At 75.0% G+C, this 18,805-nt stretch carries 9 protein-coding genes; 2 read left to right on the forward strand and 7 right to left on the reverse strand.

What is annotated here, in order from left to right:
* Positions 1 to 107: 107 nt before the first annotated feature.
* A complete protein-coding gene (locus tag QI554_RS06605) occupies positions 108 to 4,619 on the forward strand; it encodes an FtsK/SpoIIIE domain-containing protein (protein WP_281466901.1) in 4,512 nt (1,503 codons plus the stop codon).
* Between the two features lie 4 nt (positions 4,620 to 4,623).
* Here QI554_RS06605 and QI554_RS06610 read toward each other — a convergent pair whose 3' ends face one another.
* The 7 genes from QI554_RS06610 to QI554_RS06640 all read right to left on the reverse strand — a co-directional run bounded on the left by QI554_RS06610 (position 4,624) and on the right by QI554_RS06640 (position 17,666).
* Positions 4,624 to 5,790, reverse strand: a complete 1,167-nt coding sequence (locus QI554_RS06610) for a methyltransferase (protein WP_281466903.1) — start codon at positions 5,788 to 5,790, stop codon at positions 4,624 to 4,626.
* Positions 5,791 to 6,696: 906 nt separating this feature from the next.
* Positions 6,697 to 9,042: a transglutaminase TgpA family protein gene (locus QI554_RS06615; RefSeq protein WP_281466905.1), complete on the reverse strand. Its 2,346-nt coding sequence runs from the start codon at positions 9,040 to 9,042 to the stop codon at positions 6,697 to 6,699.
* A gap of 159 nt (positions 9,043 to 9,201) precedes the next feature.
* Positions 9,202 to 10,398, reverse strand: a complete 1,197-nt coding sequence (locus QI554_RS06620) for a DUF58 domain-containing protein (RefSeq protein WP_281466907.1) — start codon at positions 10,396 to 10,398, stop codon at positions 9,202 to 9,204.
* A 211-nt stretch (positions 10,399 to 10,609) separates the two neighbouring features.
* Positions 10,610 to 11,623, reverse strand: coding sequence for an AAA family ATPase (locus QI554_RS06625; protein ID WP_281466909.1), 1,014 nt, complete (start codon positions 11,621 to 11,623; stop codon positions 10,610 to 10,612).
* Between the two features lie 29 nt (positions 11,624 to 11,652).
* Entirely contained in the window at positions 11,653 to 14,469 is a 2,817-nt protein-coding gene (locus tag QI554_RS06630) for a fibronectin type III domain-containing protein (RefSeq protein WP_281466911.1), read from the reverse strand.
* A gap of 216 nt (positions 14,470 to 14,685) precedes the next feature.
* Positions 14,686 to 16,728 carry a hypothetical protein gene (locus tag QI554_RS06635; RefSeq protein WP_281466913.1) on the reverse strand — a complete coding sequence of 681 codons (2,043 nt, stop codon included), beginning with the start codon at positions 16,726 to 16,728 and terminating at the stop codon, positions 14,686 to 14,688.
* Positions 16,725 to 17,666 carry a LysR family transcriptional regulator gene (locus QI554_RS06640; protein ID WP_281467424.1) on the reverse strand — a complete coding sequence of 314 codons (942 nt, stop codon included), beginning with the start codon at positions 17,664 to 17,666 and terminating at the stop codon, positions 16,725 to 16,727. The genes QI554_RS06635 and QI554_RS06640 overlap by 4 nt, the downstream gene beginning before the upstream one ends.
* Before the next feature lie 201 nt (positions 17,667 to 17,867).
* On the opposite strand from QI554_RS06640, the gene QI554_RS06645 reads away from it, so the two are divergent.
* Positions 17,868 to 18,788 carry a zinc-binding dehydrogenase gene (locus QI554_RS06645; protein ID WP_281466914.1) on the forward strand — a complete coding sequence of 307 codons (921 nt, stop codon included), beginning with the start codon at positions 17,868 to 17,870 and terminating at the stop codon, positions 18,786 to 18,788.
* Positions 18,789 to 18,805: the final 17 nt, after the last annotated feature.

Consider the following 18,805-nt stretch of genomic DNA (forward strand, 5'->3'; position numbering starts at 1 on the left):
GAGGGTGATGAACTCTCGTGCGCGGCACGCGAACTCCCTTCTCCGACAAGCCCGATCAAAAATGTGCGGGATAGCCTTCCGCTTGGTCACTTGCGAAGGGGAGAGCGATGGAGATCAGGCTGAGCCTGGCCACGGCGGACTCCGAGGCGGACGTGCTGGTCGAGGTCGCCCCCGAGGTCACCGTGGGCGTGCTGGCCGCCGAACTCGGCCGCGAATACGGGGTCTCCGGCTCTTCGGGCGCGCCGCCCGCGCTGTACACCGCCGGACAGCCGATGGACCCCGAGCTCACGGTGGGCGAGTCCCCGGTGCGCGACGGCGTGGTGCTCGGCGTCGGCACACCCGTCCACGACGCGCCCGCCCAGGGAGTGGCCGAAATCCACGTCGTCAGCGGCCCCGACGCGGGCGGCGTGCACCGGCTCGGCCCCAGCACCGCCGTCCTCGGTTCCGGACCCGACGCCTGGATCCGGGTCGCCGACCCCGCGCTGCCCGCCGAGGCCGTCGAGATCGACGTGGCGGTCGACGGCACCGTGACGGTGCGCGCGCTGCCCGGTGCCGAGGCCACCCTGGACGGCGAAGTCCTGGACGGGACCGTGGAATGGCCCGTCCGGACCGTGCTGGTCTGCGGCCACACCGTGTGCGAGCGGGCCGTTCCCACCTTCCCCGACACCGCGCTGCGTCCGGCCGAGGGCGGCGGCGGCCTCGACTTCAACCGTCCGCCGCGCGTCCAACCGCTGCCCCGCCAGCGCAAGTTCCAGATCCCCCAGCGCCCCGAGCAGGGCGACCCGCACCCGCTGCCGTGGCTGATGGCGCTGACCCCGCTGCTCGGCGCGCTGGTCATGGCTTACGTCATGCACACCACGCGCATGCTCTTCCTCGCGCTGCTGAGCCCGCTGTCGATGATCGGCATGTACGTGACCAACAAGCGGCACGGCCGCAAGTCGTACCGCCGACGGCTCGCCCAGTACCAGCAGCGCAAGACCTCGATCGAGCAACAGGTCGCGCACGCGACCGCCGTGGAGACGCTGCAGCGCCGTGCGGCCTTCCCCGACCCCGCCAAGGCGGCGCTGATCGCCACCGGCCCGCGGCAACGCCTGTGGGAGCGGCGGCGCGACGACCCCGACCACCTGTTCCTGCGGGTCGGCACCGGCGCGATGCCGTCCGAGGTGGAGCTCACCGACCCGCGGCGCGAGGAGCACCGGCGCCAGGACCCGCGCACGCTGGCCGACGTACCCGTGGTGGTGCCGCTGGTGTCCGCGGGCGTGCTCGGCGTGGCCGGCGGCGGGACGCTGCCGCGCGGCGTGGGCCGCTGGCTGGTCGCCCAGGCGGCCGCCCTGCACAGCCCCATGGACCTGCGCATCTGCGTGCTGACCGACCATGCCGGCGGCGCCGACTGGGAATGGGTGCGGTGGTTGCCGCACAGCCGGCCCGAACAGGACGGCCAGGCCGTCGCGTTCGTCGGCACCGACGCCGAATCCGTCGGGCGGCGTATCGCCGAGCTGCTGGCGCTGCTGACGACGCGCCAGGACGCCCTGGCCGAACGCAACGGCGCCGAGGGCCGGCTCCCCGACCCGGACGTCCTCGTCGTCATGGACGGGTCGCGGCGCCTGCGCACCGTGCCGGGCGTCACCCAGATCCTGCGCGACGGCCCCAGGGTCGGCATCTACGCGGTGTGCCTGGACGCCGACCGGCGCCTGCTGCCGCAGGAGTGCGGCGCGGTCGTCGAGGAGGAGTGGTACGGCACGCTGCGGGTCACCCGCAGCGGCGCCGCCCCTGCCGACGGTGTCCGCCCCGACGCGGTCTCCGCCGCGTGGTGCGACGACCTCGCGCGCGGCCTCGCGCCGATCCGCGACGCGAAGAACGAGGAGGCCGCCGGACTCCCGGACTCCTCACGGCTGTTGGACGTCCTCGAACTCGAACCGCCCACGGGCGACGCCATCGCGGCCCGCTGGGCGCTCGGTGGTCGCTCCACCGTGGCGGTCGTCGGCGAGTCCTTCGACGGCGCGTTCGGCGTCGACCTGGTGCGCGACGGCCCGCACGGCCTGGTCGCGGGCACCACCGGCTCCGGCAAGTCCGAGCTGCTCCAGACCATCGTCGCGTCGCTCGCGGTCGCCAACCGGCCCGACGAGATGACGTTCGCGCTCGTCGACTTCAAGGGCGGCGCCGCGTTCAAGGACTGCGCACGGCTCCCGCACACCGTCGGCATGGTCACCGATCTCGAAGCCCGGCTGGTGGAACGCGCCTTGGAGTCGCTCGCCGCCGAACTGCGGCGCCGCGAGCACATCCTGGCCGCCGCCGACACCAAGGACCTCGAGGACTACCAGATCGCGATGCGGACCAACCCGTCGCTGAGGTCGTTGCCGCGGCTCCTCATCGTCATCGACGAGTTCGCCGAGATGGTCACGCAGATGGGCGAGTACGTCACGGCGCTCGTCAACATCGCCCGCCGAGGCCGCTCGCTCGGCATCCACCTCATCCTCGCGACCCAGCGCCCCAGTGGCGCCGTCTCCCCCGAGATCCGCGCCAACACCAACCTGCGGGTGGCGCTCCGCGTCACCGACGGCGCGGAGAGCTCGGACGTGATCGACGCGCCTGACGCCGGACGCATCTCCAAGTCGACGCCGGGACGCGCGTACGCCCGGCTCGGCGCGACCTCGCTGCTCCCGTTCCAGTCCGCCCGCGTCGGCGGCCGGCGCCCGGGGCTGCGCGACGACGAGACGCTGCCGCCGCCCCGGGTCGTCGAACTCCCGTGGTCCGCCCTCGGATCCCCGCTCCCGGCGGCACCGCGCGGCACCACTGCCGAGAACAACGACCTGTTGACCGACCTCGCGGTCCTCGTCGACGCCGTACGGGACGCCAACACCCGGCTCGGCATCCCCCCGCAGCACAGCCCGTGGGCGCCTCCGCTGCCCGAACTGCTGACGCCGGACGACCTCGCGGAGATCGCCGCCGAGGCCGGCGCGCGGGAGCGGGGCGAGGCCCTCGTGGCCGGCGCCGTCCCCGGCGCCGAGGCTCCGGCGGGCGCGGGCGCACGCATGGCCTCCGTGGGCCGGGCGCTCGCCGCCGTGGCGCCCGGGACGCTCGCGCCCGCGCCGTACGCGGTCGAGGACATCCCCACCGAACAGGCCCGCAGGGTGCGGTCGGTCGACCTGAGCACGTTCGGCCACCTGCTCGTGGCGGGCGCACCGCGCACCGGGCGCTCGCAGCTGCTGCGCACCATCGCGGGCGGGCTGGCCGTCGCCAACTCCTGTGCCGACGTGCACATCTACGGGCTCGACTGCGGAAACGGCGCGCTGCTGGCGCTGGAGGCGCTGCCGCACTGCGGAGCCGTGGCCCGCTCGGGCGACACCGAGCGCGCGACCCGGCTGCTCGGCAAGATCAGCGAGGAAGTACAGCGCCGCATGGCGCTGTTCGGCGAACTGGGCTTCACCGACATCGGCGAGCAGCGCGCGCACTCGGCGCCCGCCGACAAGCTGCCGCACCTGGTCCTGCTGCTCGACCGCTGGGAGGGGTTCCAGTCGTCGCTGGGCGCCCTCAACCACGGCGACTACAACGACGTGGTCCTGCAGTTGATGCGCGAGGGCGCGAGCGTCGGCGTGCACGTGATCGTCACCGGCGACCGCACGCTGCTCACCGGGCGGATCTCGACGCTGACCGAGAACCGCATGGCGTTCTCGATGAGCGACAAGGGCGACTTCGGACTGGTCGGCCTGCCGTCGCGCAAGGCCCCCGACACGCTGCCGCCGGGCCGTGCGTACCGCGTCGGCGCGGTCGAGCTGCAGGTCGCGCTGCTCGGCGAGGACCCGAGCGGCCAGGCCCAGGCCGCCGAACTGCGTTCCATCGCCGAGGCAGCCGACGAGCGCGACGCCGACGTCCTGCCCTCGCAGCGGCCCTTCGGCGTCGACGTGCTGCCGAACCGCATCGAGTTCCCCGCCGCGTGGGCCATGCGCGGCCGCGGCACCGCGCCCGCGCCCGGCGGGCCGCTGTGGAGCATGGTCGCCGTCGGCGGCGACACGCTTGCCGCGCTCGGGCCCGATCTCGCGCAGGGCACACCGGCGTTCGTCATCGCCGGACCCGCGCAGTCGGGGCGCAGCACGGCGTTGCTGTCGGCGGCTCGCACATACCTCACGGAGGGCACCGAGCTGATCGTCTTCGCGCCGCGTGAGTCGCCGATCCGCGAACTGCGGGAGGCGCCGGGCGTCGTGGCGATGTTCACCGGAACCGAGGTCTCCGCCGAGGAGTTCGCGATCGCGGTCGACAAGCTGTCCGGACCCGGCGTGGTGCTGGTCGACGACGGCGAACTGCTGCGCGACGTCGACGCGGGCTCCGAGCTGGTGCGGATCCCGCGCCGGTCGTCGCGACCCGACCTCGGGCTCATCCTGGCGGGAGACGCCGACGACATCTGCACCGGGTTCACCGGCTGGCAGCTGGAGGTCAAGAAGGCCCGCCGCGGGCTGCTGCTGTCGCCGCAGAACACGATGGACGGCGACCTGATCGGGCTGCGTCTGGCGCGGTCGTTGGTGGGGCAGCCGGTTCAGGCCGGGCGAGGCGTCATGCACCTGGGGGACGGTGAACCGATCATCGTCCAGGTGCCGATGACCCGGGCGCCGTCGGCGGCCTGACCGGTCACCTGACGGCGCGCAGGACCACGAACTTCGGGTTGGACGCGGCGACTTCGCAGTTGCCGAACAGGCGCTTCAGCTTGACGTGGTAGCCCAGGTGGCGGTTGCCGATGACCCACAGCTCCCCGCCGGGCCGCAGCGCGGCGCGGGAGTCGCGGAACATCCGCCAGGCCACCGTGTCGGTGGTGGCCCGGTGGGTGTGGAACGGCGGGTTGTTGAGGACCAGGTCGACGCTCGCGGGCGCGGCGCCCGACAGGCCGTCGGCGACGACGAACTCCGCTTTCGCGTCCGGGGTGTTGGCACGGAACGTGGCCTCGGCGGAGGCGACGGCCGGGTAGGACTCGTCGACGAACGTCACCCGGACGCCGGGGGTCGTGAGCGCGGCGGCGGTGCCGACGACGCCGTTGCCGCAGCCGAGGTCCACGACGTGCCCGTTCGCCGGCGGGGTCGGCAGGTGCTCGAGGAGGAACCGGGTGCCGATGTCGAGCCGGTCGGGGCAGAACACCCCGGCGTGGTTCACCACGGGGCGCCCCGCCATCACGCCGATGTCCGACGGGAGCGCGTACGTCAGCGGCCACGGGTTCGCGGGGCGGGCGAGGGCGGCGTCGGGCGTGGCGAGGATGAGCCGCGCCTTGCGCTCGGCCAACGTGGTGCGGGTCGGGCCGACGAGGCGGGTGAAGAGGTCGAGCGTCGAGGTGTGGATCTCCGTCGTCATGCCGGTACCGACGACGAGGCTGCCCTCGTGCAGGCTGGGCGCGAGGCGGTGCAGCTGGTCCTCGAGCAGCGCGAGGCTCTTCGGGACGCGGACGAGCAGGACGTCGACGCGCTCGGGCGGGGCGTCCTGCGTGGTGGTGATCCGCACCTGGTCGGGGTCGGCACCGTTGGCGGCGAGGTTGCGGCGGGTGGCTTCGGCGGTCAGGTACGAGTCGGTGACCAGCGTCGGACGGAAGGCCGCGAGTGCGGTGGTGAGGGCACCCCAACGGTCGCCGAGAACGACCACCCGGCCACCGAGGTCGGCCGCCGCGACCGGCTCCCCCTCCGGCCCGGGCAGCCCGGCGAGCCGGCGAAGCAGGTAGGCGTCGGCCGCGTCCCAGGCCCGCAGGGGATCCCGGGAGTCGTGCGGGAACCGGTCGAGCGCGAGGTCACCGGGGGACGTGCTGAAGCCGTTCATGATCAGGCCAGGGTATCTCGGGCGGGGGCAGACCTCTGGCCGCACCGTTCCTGGACTGCAGCGCTGTTGACGGCCTCCCGCCCCTCCCGCTTTTGGATTTTCCGCGCGGCCGGCCCGCGCCTCAAGCCGCACCGAACCCTCACTGTCAAAGGCGGCCCGTCCCGTGCTTCAGGGGGCGGCTTGACCCGCGGCCCGTCCGCGCTGACAACCTCGCACCTAGCGGGAGGGGCGGGGAGTGTGGCGCCGCTCCCCGAGCTTTGCGCTGCTCGCCTGCGGCCCCAGCGTGGTCGCCGTGGTCGGGGGCGCCGGTTTTGACGACGCGTGACCCGCCCTCACACCCCGGACTGGATCACATATCGGCCAAATCAGTGCAATAGGGTGTCGTGATCCCTGTTGACTTCGCGTCATGTGACGGATTGGGCAAGATCTTGCCCGATCCGTCACATGAAAACGGTTTCCAGCACGCGGCGGGCGGACGAGGACCGGTGGCGCCGGTGCGCGGAACGCGGCCGGGCACCAGGCAGGCCGCGCGGCCACCACACCGGAACCGCAACCCGGCAACGCAACGCACCCGATGCGCCTCCACACCGCCTCCCCCTCCCGATAGTTGCCGCGTTCTTAAGCGCGGCCGGGCGGCTGTCAAGGCGCCCCCTCGAACCCGCGACAGGCCACCGGCCGAAGACCGGTCCACCGCGCCTTGACAGCCGACCGGCCGCGCGGACAATCCGAAATCGGGAGGGGGAGGAGGCCACCGCCGACAAACAGGCCCGGGACGGTGCATGGTCTTCGACTCCCACGCCGCCGCGGAACAGCCCAACCCCCGGCCCCCGGCCCCCGGCCCCCGGCCCCTGCGCCGTCACACCTGCGATCACACCTGCGAATCACACTCGCGGCACACGGTGTCGGCTACGTCGTCGCGACCGGTTCCCCCGCTGCGGCCCTCCCCCCGCGTCGGTTGGCCTTCGCCGTCGCCTGGCAGGCCTTGCGTACGGTCGCTGCCTCGCGCCAGGCGGCCGCCGCTTCCGCCGGGGTGGCCTGGCGGCCGGCGTAGGCGATCTCGTTGACGAGGGCGGCCAGCGACGGGAGGGACGCGGCGGGGTCGGGGGCCTTGCGGGGCAGTGGGAGCAGGTGGGCCACGGCCCAGGTGGCGACCTCTTCGGCGGTCAGGGTCGCCGGGTCGGGCATGCCGAGGCGGTGGAGGGACGCGCCGATGCGGCGCCAGGCGGCGAGGGTCTGGGCGGCGGGGGTGCCGCGGCGTTCCTTCGCGCGGCGGCGCCAGGGGCCCAGGGCGCGCCACACGGCGACCGCGAGGGCCACGCCGGCGACGGCCCCGCCGCCGATGACGGACCAGCGCCGCCAGTCCGTTCCGCCGCCGTCGTGGCCGGCCGCGACGGTGTCGGGCCTCGGCGGGTTGGTGTGGGGCGAGCCGATGATCTTCTGGTCGTCGGCCTGCCGCTGGGCGCCTGCCGGAGCGGGCGGGGCGCTCGGCGGTGCCGCGCCCTGGGGGACGGCCGGGGCGGCGGGCGGGGCGGGGACGTTGGCCATTCGCTCGCCGGGCGTCGGCTGGAACGGGACCCATCCCACGCCGGCGAACTCGACCTCGGGCCACACGACCGCGTCCTGCCCCGTGACCTGCCAGCCGCCCGGCGTCTGTTCGCCGTGGTGGAAGCCCACGACCACGCGGGTCGGCAGCCCGAGGCTGCGGGCCATCACGGCGAACGCGGTGGTGAACTGCTCCGAGGTGCCGCGCTTGGTCTCCTTCAGGAAGAACTCGAGGCTGCGGTAGGTGTGCCCCGGCACGGCGTTGACGTCGAAGACGTGGTTGTCGCGCAGCCACGCCGCCAGCCGGAGCGCCTGCTGGTAGGGGAACCGGCTTCCGGCGGTGGCCTCCTGGGCCTTGGCGCGCATCAGTTCGAGGGTCGGCGAGTCCGGGAGCCGGGTCATGGCCGGGTCGTCGGCGGTCGGGGCGTACTGGACGCGCGTCGCGTCGAACAGCGGGACGTGCGCGGTGACGGTGTACGTGTCGCCGTCCCGCAGCGGGGTGGTGGTCGCCACCGCGCCGCTGTCGGTGTCGATGGCCAGCCGCCCCGCGGGGGCGCCGGTGACGGTGCCCGGCCGGTCGGACGACGGCAGCCACACCCCGCCGAGCTGCTGCACCGTGACGTGCTGGTCGAGCGTGACGGTCCGCACGCCGTCGCGCGCGGCGGGCGCGTCGGGGATGCGGCCGCCGGTGGGCGCCAGGCGGCTGCTCGGCGACCACGTGATGCCGTCGAACCCGCCGAACACCGCGAGCCGCCAGTCGTGGTCGGCGAGCCGCGCGCTGTCGTCCGGTGTGGCGGCGGTCGCCTTCACGAGGAACAGCGGCCGCAGCGGGTCGAGCAGCCACGCGCCCACCATGTCCAGCGGGTTGCCTCCGACGACGTGCAGCGGGTCGGGCGCCGCGGCCTCGTCGCGCGGGCTGAGCGGCGTCCTGTCGTGCAGCAGTGCCGGGGCGGCGAGCGCCGCGACCAGGGCCGGGACGGCGACCAGCGGCAGCGCGGCGAGCCGCCTGACGCGGCTGGGCGCGTGCCGGCGCGGCGCGCGCGTCAGGACGAGCAGGACGACCGCGCCGGCGAACGCCGCGGCCGGCACCGTGTTGCCGCCGGGCCCGCCCGCGCCGAGCACGCACGCCAGCGCGAGGACGGCCAGCGGCGGCAGCGCGGGCACCAGCACGGCCCGTGTGCGCAACGCGAGTTCGGCGGACGCGTAGGCGGCCAGCCACACCGTCGTGAACGGCAGGATCAGCAGCGCCCCGTCCGACGGGACGGGCGCGATCGTGGTCAGCACCCGGTGCGGCGCGTCGAGGAGGTCGGTGCCGACCGTGCGCACCAGCCCCGCGCTCGGGGTGCTCCCCCGGTACAGCAGCCCCCACACCGCCAGGGCCCACACGACCGGTGTGGCGAGCATCGACCGCCACATGCCCGCCCGCGTGCCGTCGCGGCGCGGCGCGGACAGCAGCGCGCTGAGCAGCAGCGGCGCGGCGGCCGCAAGCGCCGCGACGGGGAGCACGGCACGCAGGTGGTAGACGCGGTGGAACGCCGCTCCGGCGGCGAGCGCGAGCAGGAACGCGGCGGGTAGCGCGGTGCGCCGGGTCCGCGGGTCGTACGGCGTGTTGCCGGCGTCCTGGTGCACCAGGATCGCGGGCCGGGGCCGATCGACCGCACGGAGGTCGGCGGCCTTGTCGAGGCGGGGCAACCGCAGCCCGGTACTCAACGGGTCACCTCCACACGCTTTGGACACGCCGGTTCGCCTTCGGGGCGCAGGTCGCGCCTCGACGCCGTCCCGGCAACCAAACAGCGAACGCCTCAAGGGCGTTGCCGTCACGAACAGCAACCGCTGCCCCACACGGCCCGAACCCGGAACCCACCGCGCTCATCGGATGGCCTCTCGCTGCCACGCGGCCACGAGCGCGCGCGGGCTGTCGACGGATATGCGGTGGACGTCCTGCGGCAGCGCGGTTCCGTCGCCGTCCGCGGGCCGCCCGGTGCGTACCACCAGCACGCGTTCGAACCGGGCGATCATGCGCGGCAGTTCGGCGATGCCCGCGAGGTCGCCGTGGCCGGTGGCGATGACGAGGGTGCCGCCCGCGCGGCTGCGCTCGAGCTCGTCGAGCGCCCCGGCGAGGGTCGCTTCGTCGGACGGTTCGAGAACGGCCAGCGCGTCGAGCAGGTCGTCGGGTGTGCCGCCGCGCCGCGAGTCGGCGACGACCGTGCCGGTCTCGGTCAGGACGCGCAGCGGGAACCGGTGCAGCAGCGCGCTGAACGCGGCGGACGCGGCGACCTCGACGGCGAGTTCGAACGGTTCGTCGAGAGCGGCGTCGGCGTCCGGCGGCGGCGCCTCCCCGCGCTCCTCGTCGACCTCGTCTGAGACGGCCGGCTCCGGGTACGCCGTCGTCCGCGTGTCGAGCAGGACCGTCGTGTGCGGCATGCTCACGTCGACCATCTGCCGCACCATCAGTTCGCCGGTGCGGGCGGACGACCGCCAGTGCACGCGGCGCAGGTCGTCGCCGAGCACGTAGCCGCGCAGCGTGTGGAACGTCTGGCTGCCGCCGTCGGCGTTGGCCGAGCTCGGGCCCTCGATGTGGTGGGCGCGGCCGGACGACAGCAGCGGCAGCGGGTGGACGCGCGGGCGCACCAGCACCGACGTGTCGGCCGCGCAGCGCCGGGCGCGCCGGGCCAGCCCGAGCGGGTCGGCGCGGACGGCGAGGAGCGGCCCGACGGTGACGCGGCCGCGCCACCGGGTGGGCAACGCGTAGCGGGTGACGTTCGGTTCGCCGGTCGGCAGGGCGCGCGCGGTCACGTACACGACGCTGTCGCCGACATGGTCCTCGAGGTCCACACGGCGCGCTCCGCGGCGCTTGCGGTCGACGAGGGTGAGCACGGCGTCGGCGCGGTCGCCGCGGGCCACCCGGGCGGGCAGGACCGTGCGTTCGGCGGTGACGCGCTGCGGCGGCAGCGTCCAGGCGACGGCGCCCGCGACGGCGGCGATCCCGGCGGCGCCGAGCCCGGCGGCCTCGGGGTAGCCGGTCGGCCACGCGGCCGCGAGCAGCAGCACGGACAGGCCGAGCACGCGGTTGCCGAGTGCGGTGACCGGCCACCAGCGGCGAAGCGTGCGACGGGCACGGCTCCACCGGTTCGGGCCGCTCGCGGTGCGCGCGGCGACCGCGGTACGCCTGCCGGCGCCAGTTCCGGTCGAACCACCCTTGACTTGCTCGCCGTTCGTGCCCGTCGCCCCCGACGCGGGGGCCGCGCCCCCACGGGCCGCCGGCCCCACCTCGCGTCTACTCCGCACTCGCGAAGGCCCCCGGCTGCGGCACCGGCACGCGGGCCAGCACCTCGGCGACCAGGTCTTCCGCGGTGACGCCCGTGAGCTCGGACTCGGGCGCGAGCAGCATGCGGTGGGCCAGCACCGGCCCCGCGAGTGCCTTCACGTCCTCCGGCAGCACGTACGTCCGGCCCCGCGCCCCGGCGCGCACCCGCGCGGCCCGCACCAGCGCGACGCTGCCGCGCGGGCCCGCGCCCAGGCGTACGCCGGGCAGTTCGCGGGTGGCTGCGGTGACGCGCACCGCGTAGTCGGCGACGGGCTCGGGCACACGCACGCGCTCCCGGACCACCTGCGCGAACTCGGCGACGTGCCGGGCCGTCGCGATGGTCCGCAGCTGCGCGAGCTGGTCGGCGGCGGTTCCGGCGGCGACCTGGACCTCGCTGGCGTGGTCGGGGTAGCCGACGGTGACCCGCATCATGAAGCGGTCGAGCTGTGCCTCGGGCAGCGGGTAGGTGCCGGCCATCTCGACGGGGTTCTGGGTGGCGAACACCATGAACGGGCGCGGTACTTCGTGCGCTGCGCCGTCGACGGTGACGCGGCCTTCCTCCATGACCTCGAGCAGTGCCGACTGGGTCTTGGGCGAGGCGCGGTTGATCTCGTCGCCGATCACGACGTTCGCGAACACCGGCCCGGGCAGGAACTCGAACCGCCCCGAGTCCTGCCGGTAGACGGACACCCCCGTGATGTCCGACGGCAGCAGGTCGGGCGTGAACTGCACGCGGTGGCACGACCCGTCGACGGACGCGGCGAGCGCGCGGGCGAGCGTGGTCTTGCCGGTGCCCGGTACGTCGACGACCAGGACGTGGCCTTCCGCGAACAGGCAGATCAGGGCGAGTTCGACGACCTCGCGCTTGCCCTTGACGACCAGTTCGATGTTGTCGGCCACCGCGCCGAAGCACTCGGTGAACAGCTTGAGCGGGCCGGGCAGCGCGGAACTGCCGTTGGCGGCCTGGACGGGGACGGTGGTCACGTGGGTGCTACTCCTGCTCCGTGGTGCTGTCAGCAGCGTGGGAGGCCGCTGGAGAACGTCCCGCGCGCCGAATTCGGCGTGCGGATGTAGAGGTCGCTGACGTACCCGCTGGCGCCCTTCCATTCGACGCGGTCCCAGATGTTCCCGGACGCCGTCTTGTCGTCGCGGGTGACCTGCTCGCCGGCCGTCTGGCAGTACACGTCGATCGACCCGTTGTAGCCCGCCGGTATCGCCCCGACGCGGTGCCCGGTGCTCGCCGCCGGCTCGCTGCGCACCCCCACGTCGACCCCGTTGTTGCTGTTGGGGCCGAGGACGTACGGCGTCGCCTTGGGCGTGAGGTCGAGCGTGACGACGGTCGGCGTGCCGCATCCGGCCGGGTTCCCGGCCTTCACCGTGACCTGGTACTTCTTGCCGGGCGTCAAGCCCTTCACGGTGAACGACGTGCCGGTGATGTTGTCGTTGTACTTGCCGTCGACCTCGACCACGTACGTGAGCTGGCTCGGGCTCGCGCCGTTGGCCGCGGCGGGCGACCACGTGATGGTGCCGCCGTCGCCGGCCGCGTTCGGCACGGCCTTGACGCTGCCGACGCCGCCGGGCGTGGTGCACGGGCGTACCGCCGTCGACGACGGCGAGGTCTGGGTGCGACCGCCCGGGTAGTGGGCGATGACCTTGAAGCTGTACTCGCTGCCGCAGTCGCCGCCGGTGGCCACGAACTGGAACGGCCCGTCGAGGGTCACCTGCGCGGGCGTGGCCTTCATGCCCGCGGGGGCGTTGCCGGGCAGCTGGAGCGAGTAGTACGAGGGCAGTTCACCGCCGGACGAAGGCGCGAACACGAGGGTGATCTTGCCGACCCCGGAGGTCGCCTGCGGCTGGCCGGGCGGCGTCGTCGGCGGAGTCGTGGTCGGCGGCTTCGTGGTGGCCGGGGCCGTCGTCACGGGCGCGGTCGTCGCCGGTGCCGTCGTGGCGGGCGCGGTCGTGGCCGGGGCGGTGGTCGCGGGCGCCGTGGTCGCGGGCGCGGTCGTGGCCGGGGCGGTGGTCGCCGGCTGAGTCGTCGCGGGCGCGGTCGTCGCCGGGGCGGTGGTCGCCGGGGCGCCCGTCGGCCCGGTGGTCGCGGGGGCCGTGGTCGCCGGGCCGGTGGTGGCCGGACCGGTGGTGGCCGGATCGCCGGTCGGCGTGCCGGGCCCCGGCTCGGTCCCGGGTCCGGTCGGCTGCGGAGCCTGGGGCTGCTGCGGACCGGTGGGCTGTCCGCCGTGCGGCGGCTCGGGGACACCGGTGGGCTCGACGCTCGCCGGCGGCTCCGGACGCGCGTGCGTGGGCTGCGGGTTCTGTCGGCCCTGCCCGCCGCCGTTCTGGTTGCCGTTCTGCCCGCCGCCCTGTCCGAGCGGGAAGCCCCCGTTCACGGTGGCGATGTCGGCGGGGACCGTGGCGCCGTTCTGCCCGGCGGTCGGTCCGGCGCCGGAGGGCGCGTCGGGAGCGTACTTGCCGACCGGGTGCGCGACGCCGGACGCGTCGACGACCGTCGCGGCGGACGAGTTCTGGTCGTTGACCCACAGCATGCCGTCGCGGACGAACGACTCCAGCGGGCCGGCCTGCCCGGTCACCTTGATCTGCTGGTCGAACTGCGCCTTGACGGTGTCGTACACGAGCAGGTTGCCGTGCACGCGGTCCGGCACGTACACCTTGCCGCCGAGCACCTGCGGCGGCGCGTACGAGCCGGCCGTCGCGCCGATGCCGAGCGGAACCGCCGTGACGGCCCCCTTGTCGAGGTCGACCAGCACCAGCTGGCCGGTGTCGCCGGACAGCACCGGCACCAGCGAGCCGGGCGTGGTCTCGGGCGTCAGCGTCCGGGAGGCGTCGGCCTGCCCGACCGCCTCGGGCAGCTTCACGGTGAGCGTCGGGCCGCCCTGCGCGACGACCGTGACGGTGCCGGCCTTCGGGTCGGTCACCACCGGCCGGTCGCCGGCCAGCGTCAGCCGCAGCACGCTGCCCGGCGCGGCGACCGCGACGGGAACTCCCGGCGTGGCGCCGTTGATCGGCAGCAGCTGGCCCTTGTTGGGTAGCGGCACCCACAGCGTGCCGCGCGAGTCGGCCTGCGCGCGGCCGACCGGCTTGTCGCCGAGGTCGAGCGGCTGGGCGATCGGCTTGAGTTCGACCGGGTCGATCGGGCGCACGGTGCCCTGCGCCTCGTCGACGAGCCACGAGCGTCCGCCGCCGGACACCAGGCGCAGGCCGGGCGCGCCGTAGTCGTAGCGGAACGGAACGGTCAGCTGCGCGGGGTCGATCCGCGAGACGACGCCGGTCTGCTGGTCGACGACCACGACCCGGTTGCCGTCCTCGGTGATCTGGATCGGGTGGCCCTGCGTGCCCGGCAGCGGGACGCGGCCGTCGGTGCGGCCGGTGGGTCCGTTGACGTGCGAGGCACTGCCGTTGCCGGAGTTGGGCAGCCAGGCGCCGAGGTCGCCGAGGTTGGGCAGCGCGTCGGCGGCGCCGAGGCCGACCACGACGGACCCCGCGACCAGTGCGCCGACGACGCCCGTGGCGACGATCGCGGTGACGCGGTCGGCCTTGGTGCGCAGCCGGCGGCGCAGCCAGCCGCCCTCGGTGTCCTTGTCGGCCGACGCCGCTCCGGCCGCGAGCGCGGCGGTCTTCCCTGCGCCCGTCTTGACACTCGAACTCACACTGTGTGCCGTGGACTTGGCGAGCGGGTCGGACGCCTTCGCCGGCTCCGCGGTATGCCTGTCGGCACCGCGCAGGCCGAACCGGCGGCCCTTGGCCGAGCCGGAGCGGCCGTCGCCACCATCGTCGTCAAGCCGGTGCGGCCGCAGGCCGCCGCCGTGTCGATCCATGGTGTGTCGCCACCCCCGCAGGCATCAAAATCGATCTCTGTACGACCGGATTTGAAGCTACCTGCGCACAGCAGAAGATCAACCTCCGCTTGTGGCCGGGCGCGGAGGTTTCCGCGACCCGCCGCCCGCCGTTCACCGGAATGTCATCCGCCACCCGCCCAACGCCTGGTTGTCACGGTAACTCCGGTTCCGGGGAAGGGACATCGCCGTGCGGGCTCACGAACGACCGGCCGCGCGGGCGGCGGTGGCGAGCAACTCGTCGACCGAGCCTGCGAAGTCCGGTACCAGCCGCATCGCGATGGTCCACGCGTCGGGGTCCTCGCCGAGGTGCGTGTCGACGAGCGCGCGCAACGGTTCCGCCAGCGGCCGCAGTTGCTTGCGGCTCCGCTGCTCGTCGCCGAACGCCCACAGCACGAACGGGGCGGCCGGGGCGTGCGTCAGCAGGTCGTCCGGTGTGAGCGCGCCCGAGCGCAGGCACTCGGCGAGCGCCGGGATGACGAGCGTCCACCCCGAGCTCTCCAGGCGCGCCCACATCCGGGCCGCGGCGGGCAGCAGCGCCAGCGCGGTGGGCCGGGACAGCGCCGGGAGCAGCCGGGCGTAGCGCTGCGGCTCGGCTTCGACGAGGGCCGCGGCGACCGCCTCCGGCAGCGCGGGGTGGCGGCTGAACGTGTCGAGGACGCTCATCTGCGCCTGTCCCGAGGCGACCTCCTCGAGGACCGCGTCCCAGGACACCGGGGCCCCGAGCGGGGCGTAGTCCGCGACGAGGCCCGGGCCCGCAGCCGTCCCCGCCGTCCGGGCGACGAGCTCCGCGCGCTGGTACCCGGTGAGGGCCCGGCCCGCGATCAGCGCGCTGTCGACCGCCGCGTTCCCGAGTCCGACCAGTGCGGCGCGGATCCGCTCGTCGCGCTCGACGTCCGCCACGAGGTCGCGCAGCAGTTCCGGGCGGCGCGCCGCCAACTCCCGTGCGATCGGCAGGACGAGCGCAGGCGCGATCACGGCCCGGCCCGGACGGCTCACCGCGGTCAGCGCGGGGAGGACGTCGTCGTCGAACGCCGCGAGGATCGCGGGCAGCGCGTCCACCTCGGCGAAGGACAACAGCAGCCCCAGCGGCGAGGGGCCGGCCGAACGCGGGCGGGCCGGACGCAGCTGCCACGGGAAGTCCGCCCACGCCGTCGGGGCCTTGCCCGCGGGGGTCTTCACCGCGCCGGGCGGGGCCAGCCACGGCACGGTGGCCGCCTCGTCGAGCAACGCCAGGACGCTGCCGGGGTATTCGGCGTCCCGGGTGAGCAGCGTCGCGGCCGCGCGCCACGCGTCGGTGTCGGTGCCGAGCGAGGCCCGCACCGCGTCGCGCAGGCCCTGTCGGAGGGTTGCGACCTCGGCCTCGGCGAGCGTCGCCCTCACCCAGTCGTCGTTGGGCGGCGCCCAGTCCAACGCGTCGATCAGCCCGAGGAAGCGCGCCGCGCCGGGCCCGCGGCGCAGGATGTCGTCCGGCGTGACCGTGCCCGTGTCCAGCGCCACCCGGGCGGGGAACGTGTACGGGTCGTCCGTCGGCCCGTACGCGAGCAAGGCGAGCACGGTCTCGGCCGGGCAGGCGGGTTCGCCGACGAGCGCCACGCACTCGCGGTCGTACCAGGGCTTTTCGAGGTGCCGCACGGCGGTCGCGGCCCAGTCGTCGGCGGTCCACGTCTCCGGGCGCAGGAGCGCGAGCGTCTCCGTGAACCAGTCGTGGCCGCGCGGCATCGACGCGTCGGGGCCGGCCACCAGCGCGCCGGATCCCTCGGGCGGCAGGGGCCGCCTGCCGAGGACGGTCCGGTACGTCTCGGCGGCCAGTTGCGGGTCGAGGCTGTCCATCGCCGTGGCGAGCTCGGGCAGCGACTCGGTGGTCATGAGCCGTCGGCGCAGCGCGGGGGCGATCGGGAGTGTGGCCAGCACGCGGCGGCGCAGCGAGCCCGGTGTGCGGTGGTGGGAGAACACCGCCGCCCGGACGTCCGGATCGGGGTCGGCGGCGAGCGCGGCCGTCGTCCGGTGGTCGATGTACTGGCTGCGGGCGAACGCCGCGCGGTCGGCGGCCGATCCCTCCAGCAGGCACCACGCGACGACGCTCGGCCGCAGCGCGCAGTACCGCAGGACCTGCGCACGTGCGTCGGCGTCGAGGCGCGCGAGGGCGAGACCGGTCTGGCGCGCGTCGCCCGCGCCGGCCAACGTCGCGAGGGCGACGAGGTCCGGCAGGCGGAACGACCGCGTCTCCAACGGCGTCACGCGTCGCCTCCGCCCGGCTCGACGTCCGGCAGCCAGTCGTGGTCCGGGTCGTACTCCAGCCAGCGGCGCGCCGCGGCCTGCTCGGCGAACATGCGGAGTACGAGGGTGAGTTCGGGGTGGGCGTGGTCGTCGCGCCACAGCAGCGACCACGCGTACAGCGGCGTCGGAGCGACCAGCGGTATCGACCGCACGCCGCGCCCGTCGGGCACGGGCGAGTCGGCGGGCAGCAGCGTGAAGCAGTGCGGGTTGGCGCGCACGTAGTCGACGCTGTGCTCGACGCCGAGGTTCGCGCCCGCCTCCCAGCGGGCTATGCCGAAGCGCTCCGCGAACCGGCGTAGGAAGTCCAGGCGTTCGATCGCGGCCGGGCACCACAGGACGCTGTCGGCCAGCGCGCTGGGCCGCAGCTCGCCCGCCCCGGCGAGCGGGTGGTCCGCGCTCAGGACGACGTCGACCGGTTCGAGGCGGGCGAGCCGGTGCTTCAGGCCGGTGAGTTCGGTGCCGGGCGTGCTGTGGACGCGGCCGAACCCCAGGTCGGTGTCGCCGCGTTGCAGCGCGGCGGCGACGGACGGCAGGTCGCGGCCCGAGCCGGGCTCGAACTCGACGCCGGTCAGGGCGTCCACGACGTGCGCGACGGTGCGCATGGGCGCGTAGAGGTGCCCCCACACGTCGAGCCGCACGGGTCGCGCGGCACTGCCCCGCACCGCGGCGACGGCGGCGTCGGCCGCGGCCAGCGCCCGCGCGGCCGGTTCGACGAGGCGCAGTCCCGCGTCGGTGAGCGCGACCGCAGGGCCGCCGCGGACGAACAGGGCCGCGCCGAGTTCGTCCTCCAGGCGCGCGACGCGTTTGGACAACGCCTGCTGGCTGATGCCCAGAGAGGCCGCCGCGCGCCCGAAGTGCAGCAGCTCGGCGGTCACGGCGAAGGCGCGCACGCGCGCCATGTCGAGGTCGGGCGGAGGCGGGACGGACGCGGAGTTCACGGCCCTACCTTTGCCGACAACCGCGGGTTGTCAACCCCCTCCACCGGATGTTGGCCGCCGGAACCCCCTGCGCGGTGAGCTGTTCCCGCAACGAAGCACATGGCGGACGAACAGGCGCCGGTACCGCGGCTCGCGGCACCGGCGAAGCGAAAGAGGTGCGAAGTGAAGGCGCTCATCCCCACCGGCGACCCCGCCGAGAGCGTGGTGTTCGGCACGGCCGAGCACCCGGTCCCGAAGCCGGACGAGGCGCTGGTCAAGGTCGCGGCGTTCTCGGTGAACCGCGGCGAGACCTTCCAGTTGGAGAACCCGCGCCCGGGGCTGATCCCCGGCAAGGACGTCGCCGGGCTGGTCATCCAGGCCGCGGCCGACGGCAGCGGCCCGGCGGTCGGCCGGCGGGTGGTCGGGCACCCGGCGTCCGGCGGCTGGGCCGAGTACGTCGCGGTCCCCGTCGCGCAGCTCGCCGAGATCCCCGAGGGCGTGTGCGTCACCCAGGCCGCCGCGCTGCCGCTGGCCGGCCTGACCGCGCTGCGGCTGCTGCGCGAGGCCGGGCCGCTGCTCGGTCGGCGCCTGCTCGTCACCGGCGCGTCCGGCGGCGTCGGCCACTACGTCACGGAGCTGGCGTCGGCGGCCGGGGCCGAGGTGACCGCGGTGACGGCCGACGCCGAACGCGGCGCGCGGCTGCGCGAGTTGGGCGCCACCCGGGTCGTCCACGACGTCGCCGCCGCGGAGGGGCCGTTCGACGTCGTGATGGAGTCGACCGGCGGCACGGCGCTGCCGGTCGCGCTCGCCACGCTGGCCCGGCACGGTCTGCTGCTGTGGTTCGGCGAGGCCAGCCGCACCCCGGTCACGCTCGACTTCTTCGACTTCTTCGCCGGCCCGGTCGGCGCGACGATCCGGCACTTCGCCACCGCCGACGCCGACGGACCCGACGGACCCGACCTGGCGACGCTGGTGCGGCTGGTCGCCGAGGGCCGGCTGCACCCGGAGATCGGCCGCGTCGCCGACTGGGCGGACACCGCCGCCGTCCTGACCGACCTGCGCGACCGGCGCGTCCGCGGCAAGGCCGTCCTGACCGTCGCCTGACCCGCGGCACGCGTCGA

The organism is Yinghuangia seranimata (assembly GCF_029953285.1).
Classification (GTDB): domain Bacteria; phylum Actinomycetota; class Actinomycetes; order Streptomycetales; family Streptomycetaceae; genus Yinghuangia; species Yinghuangia seranimata.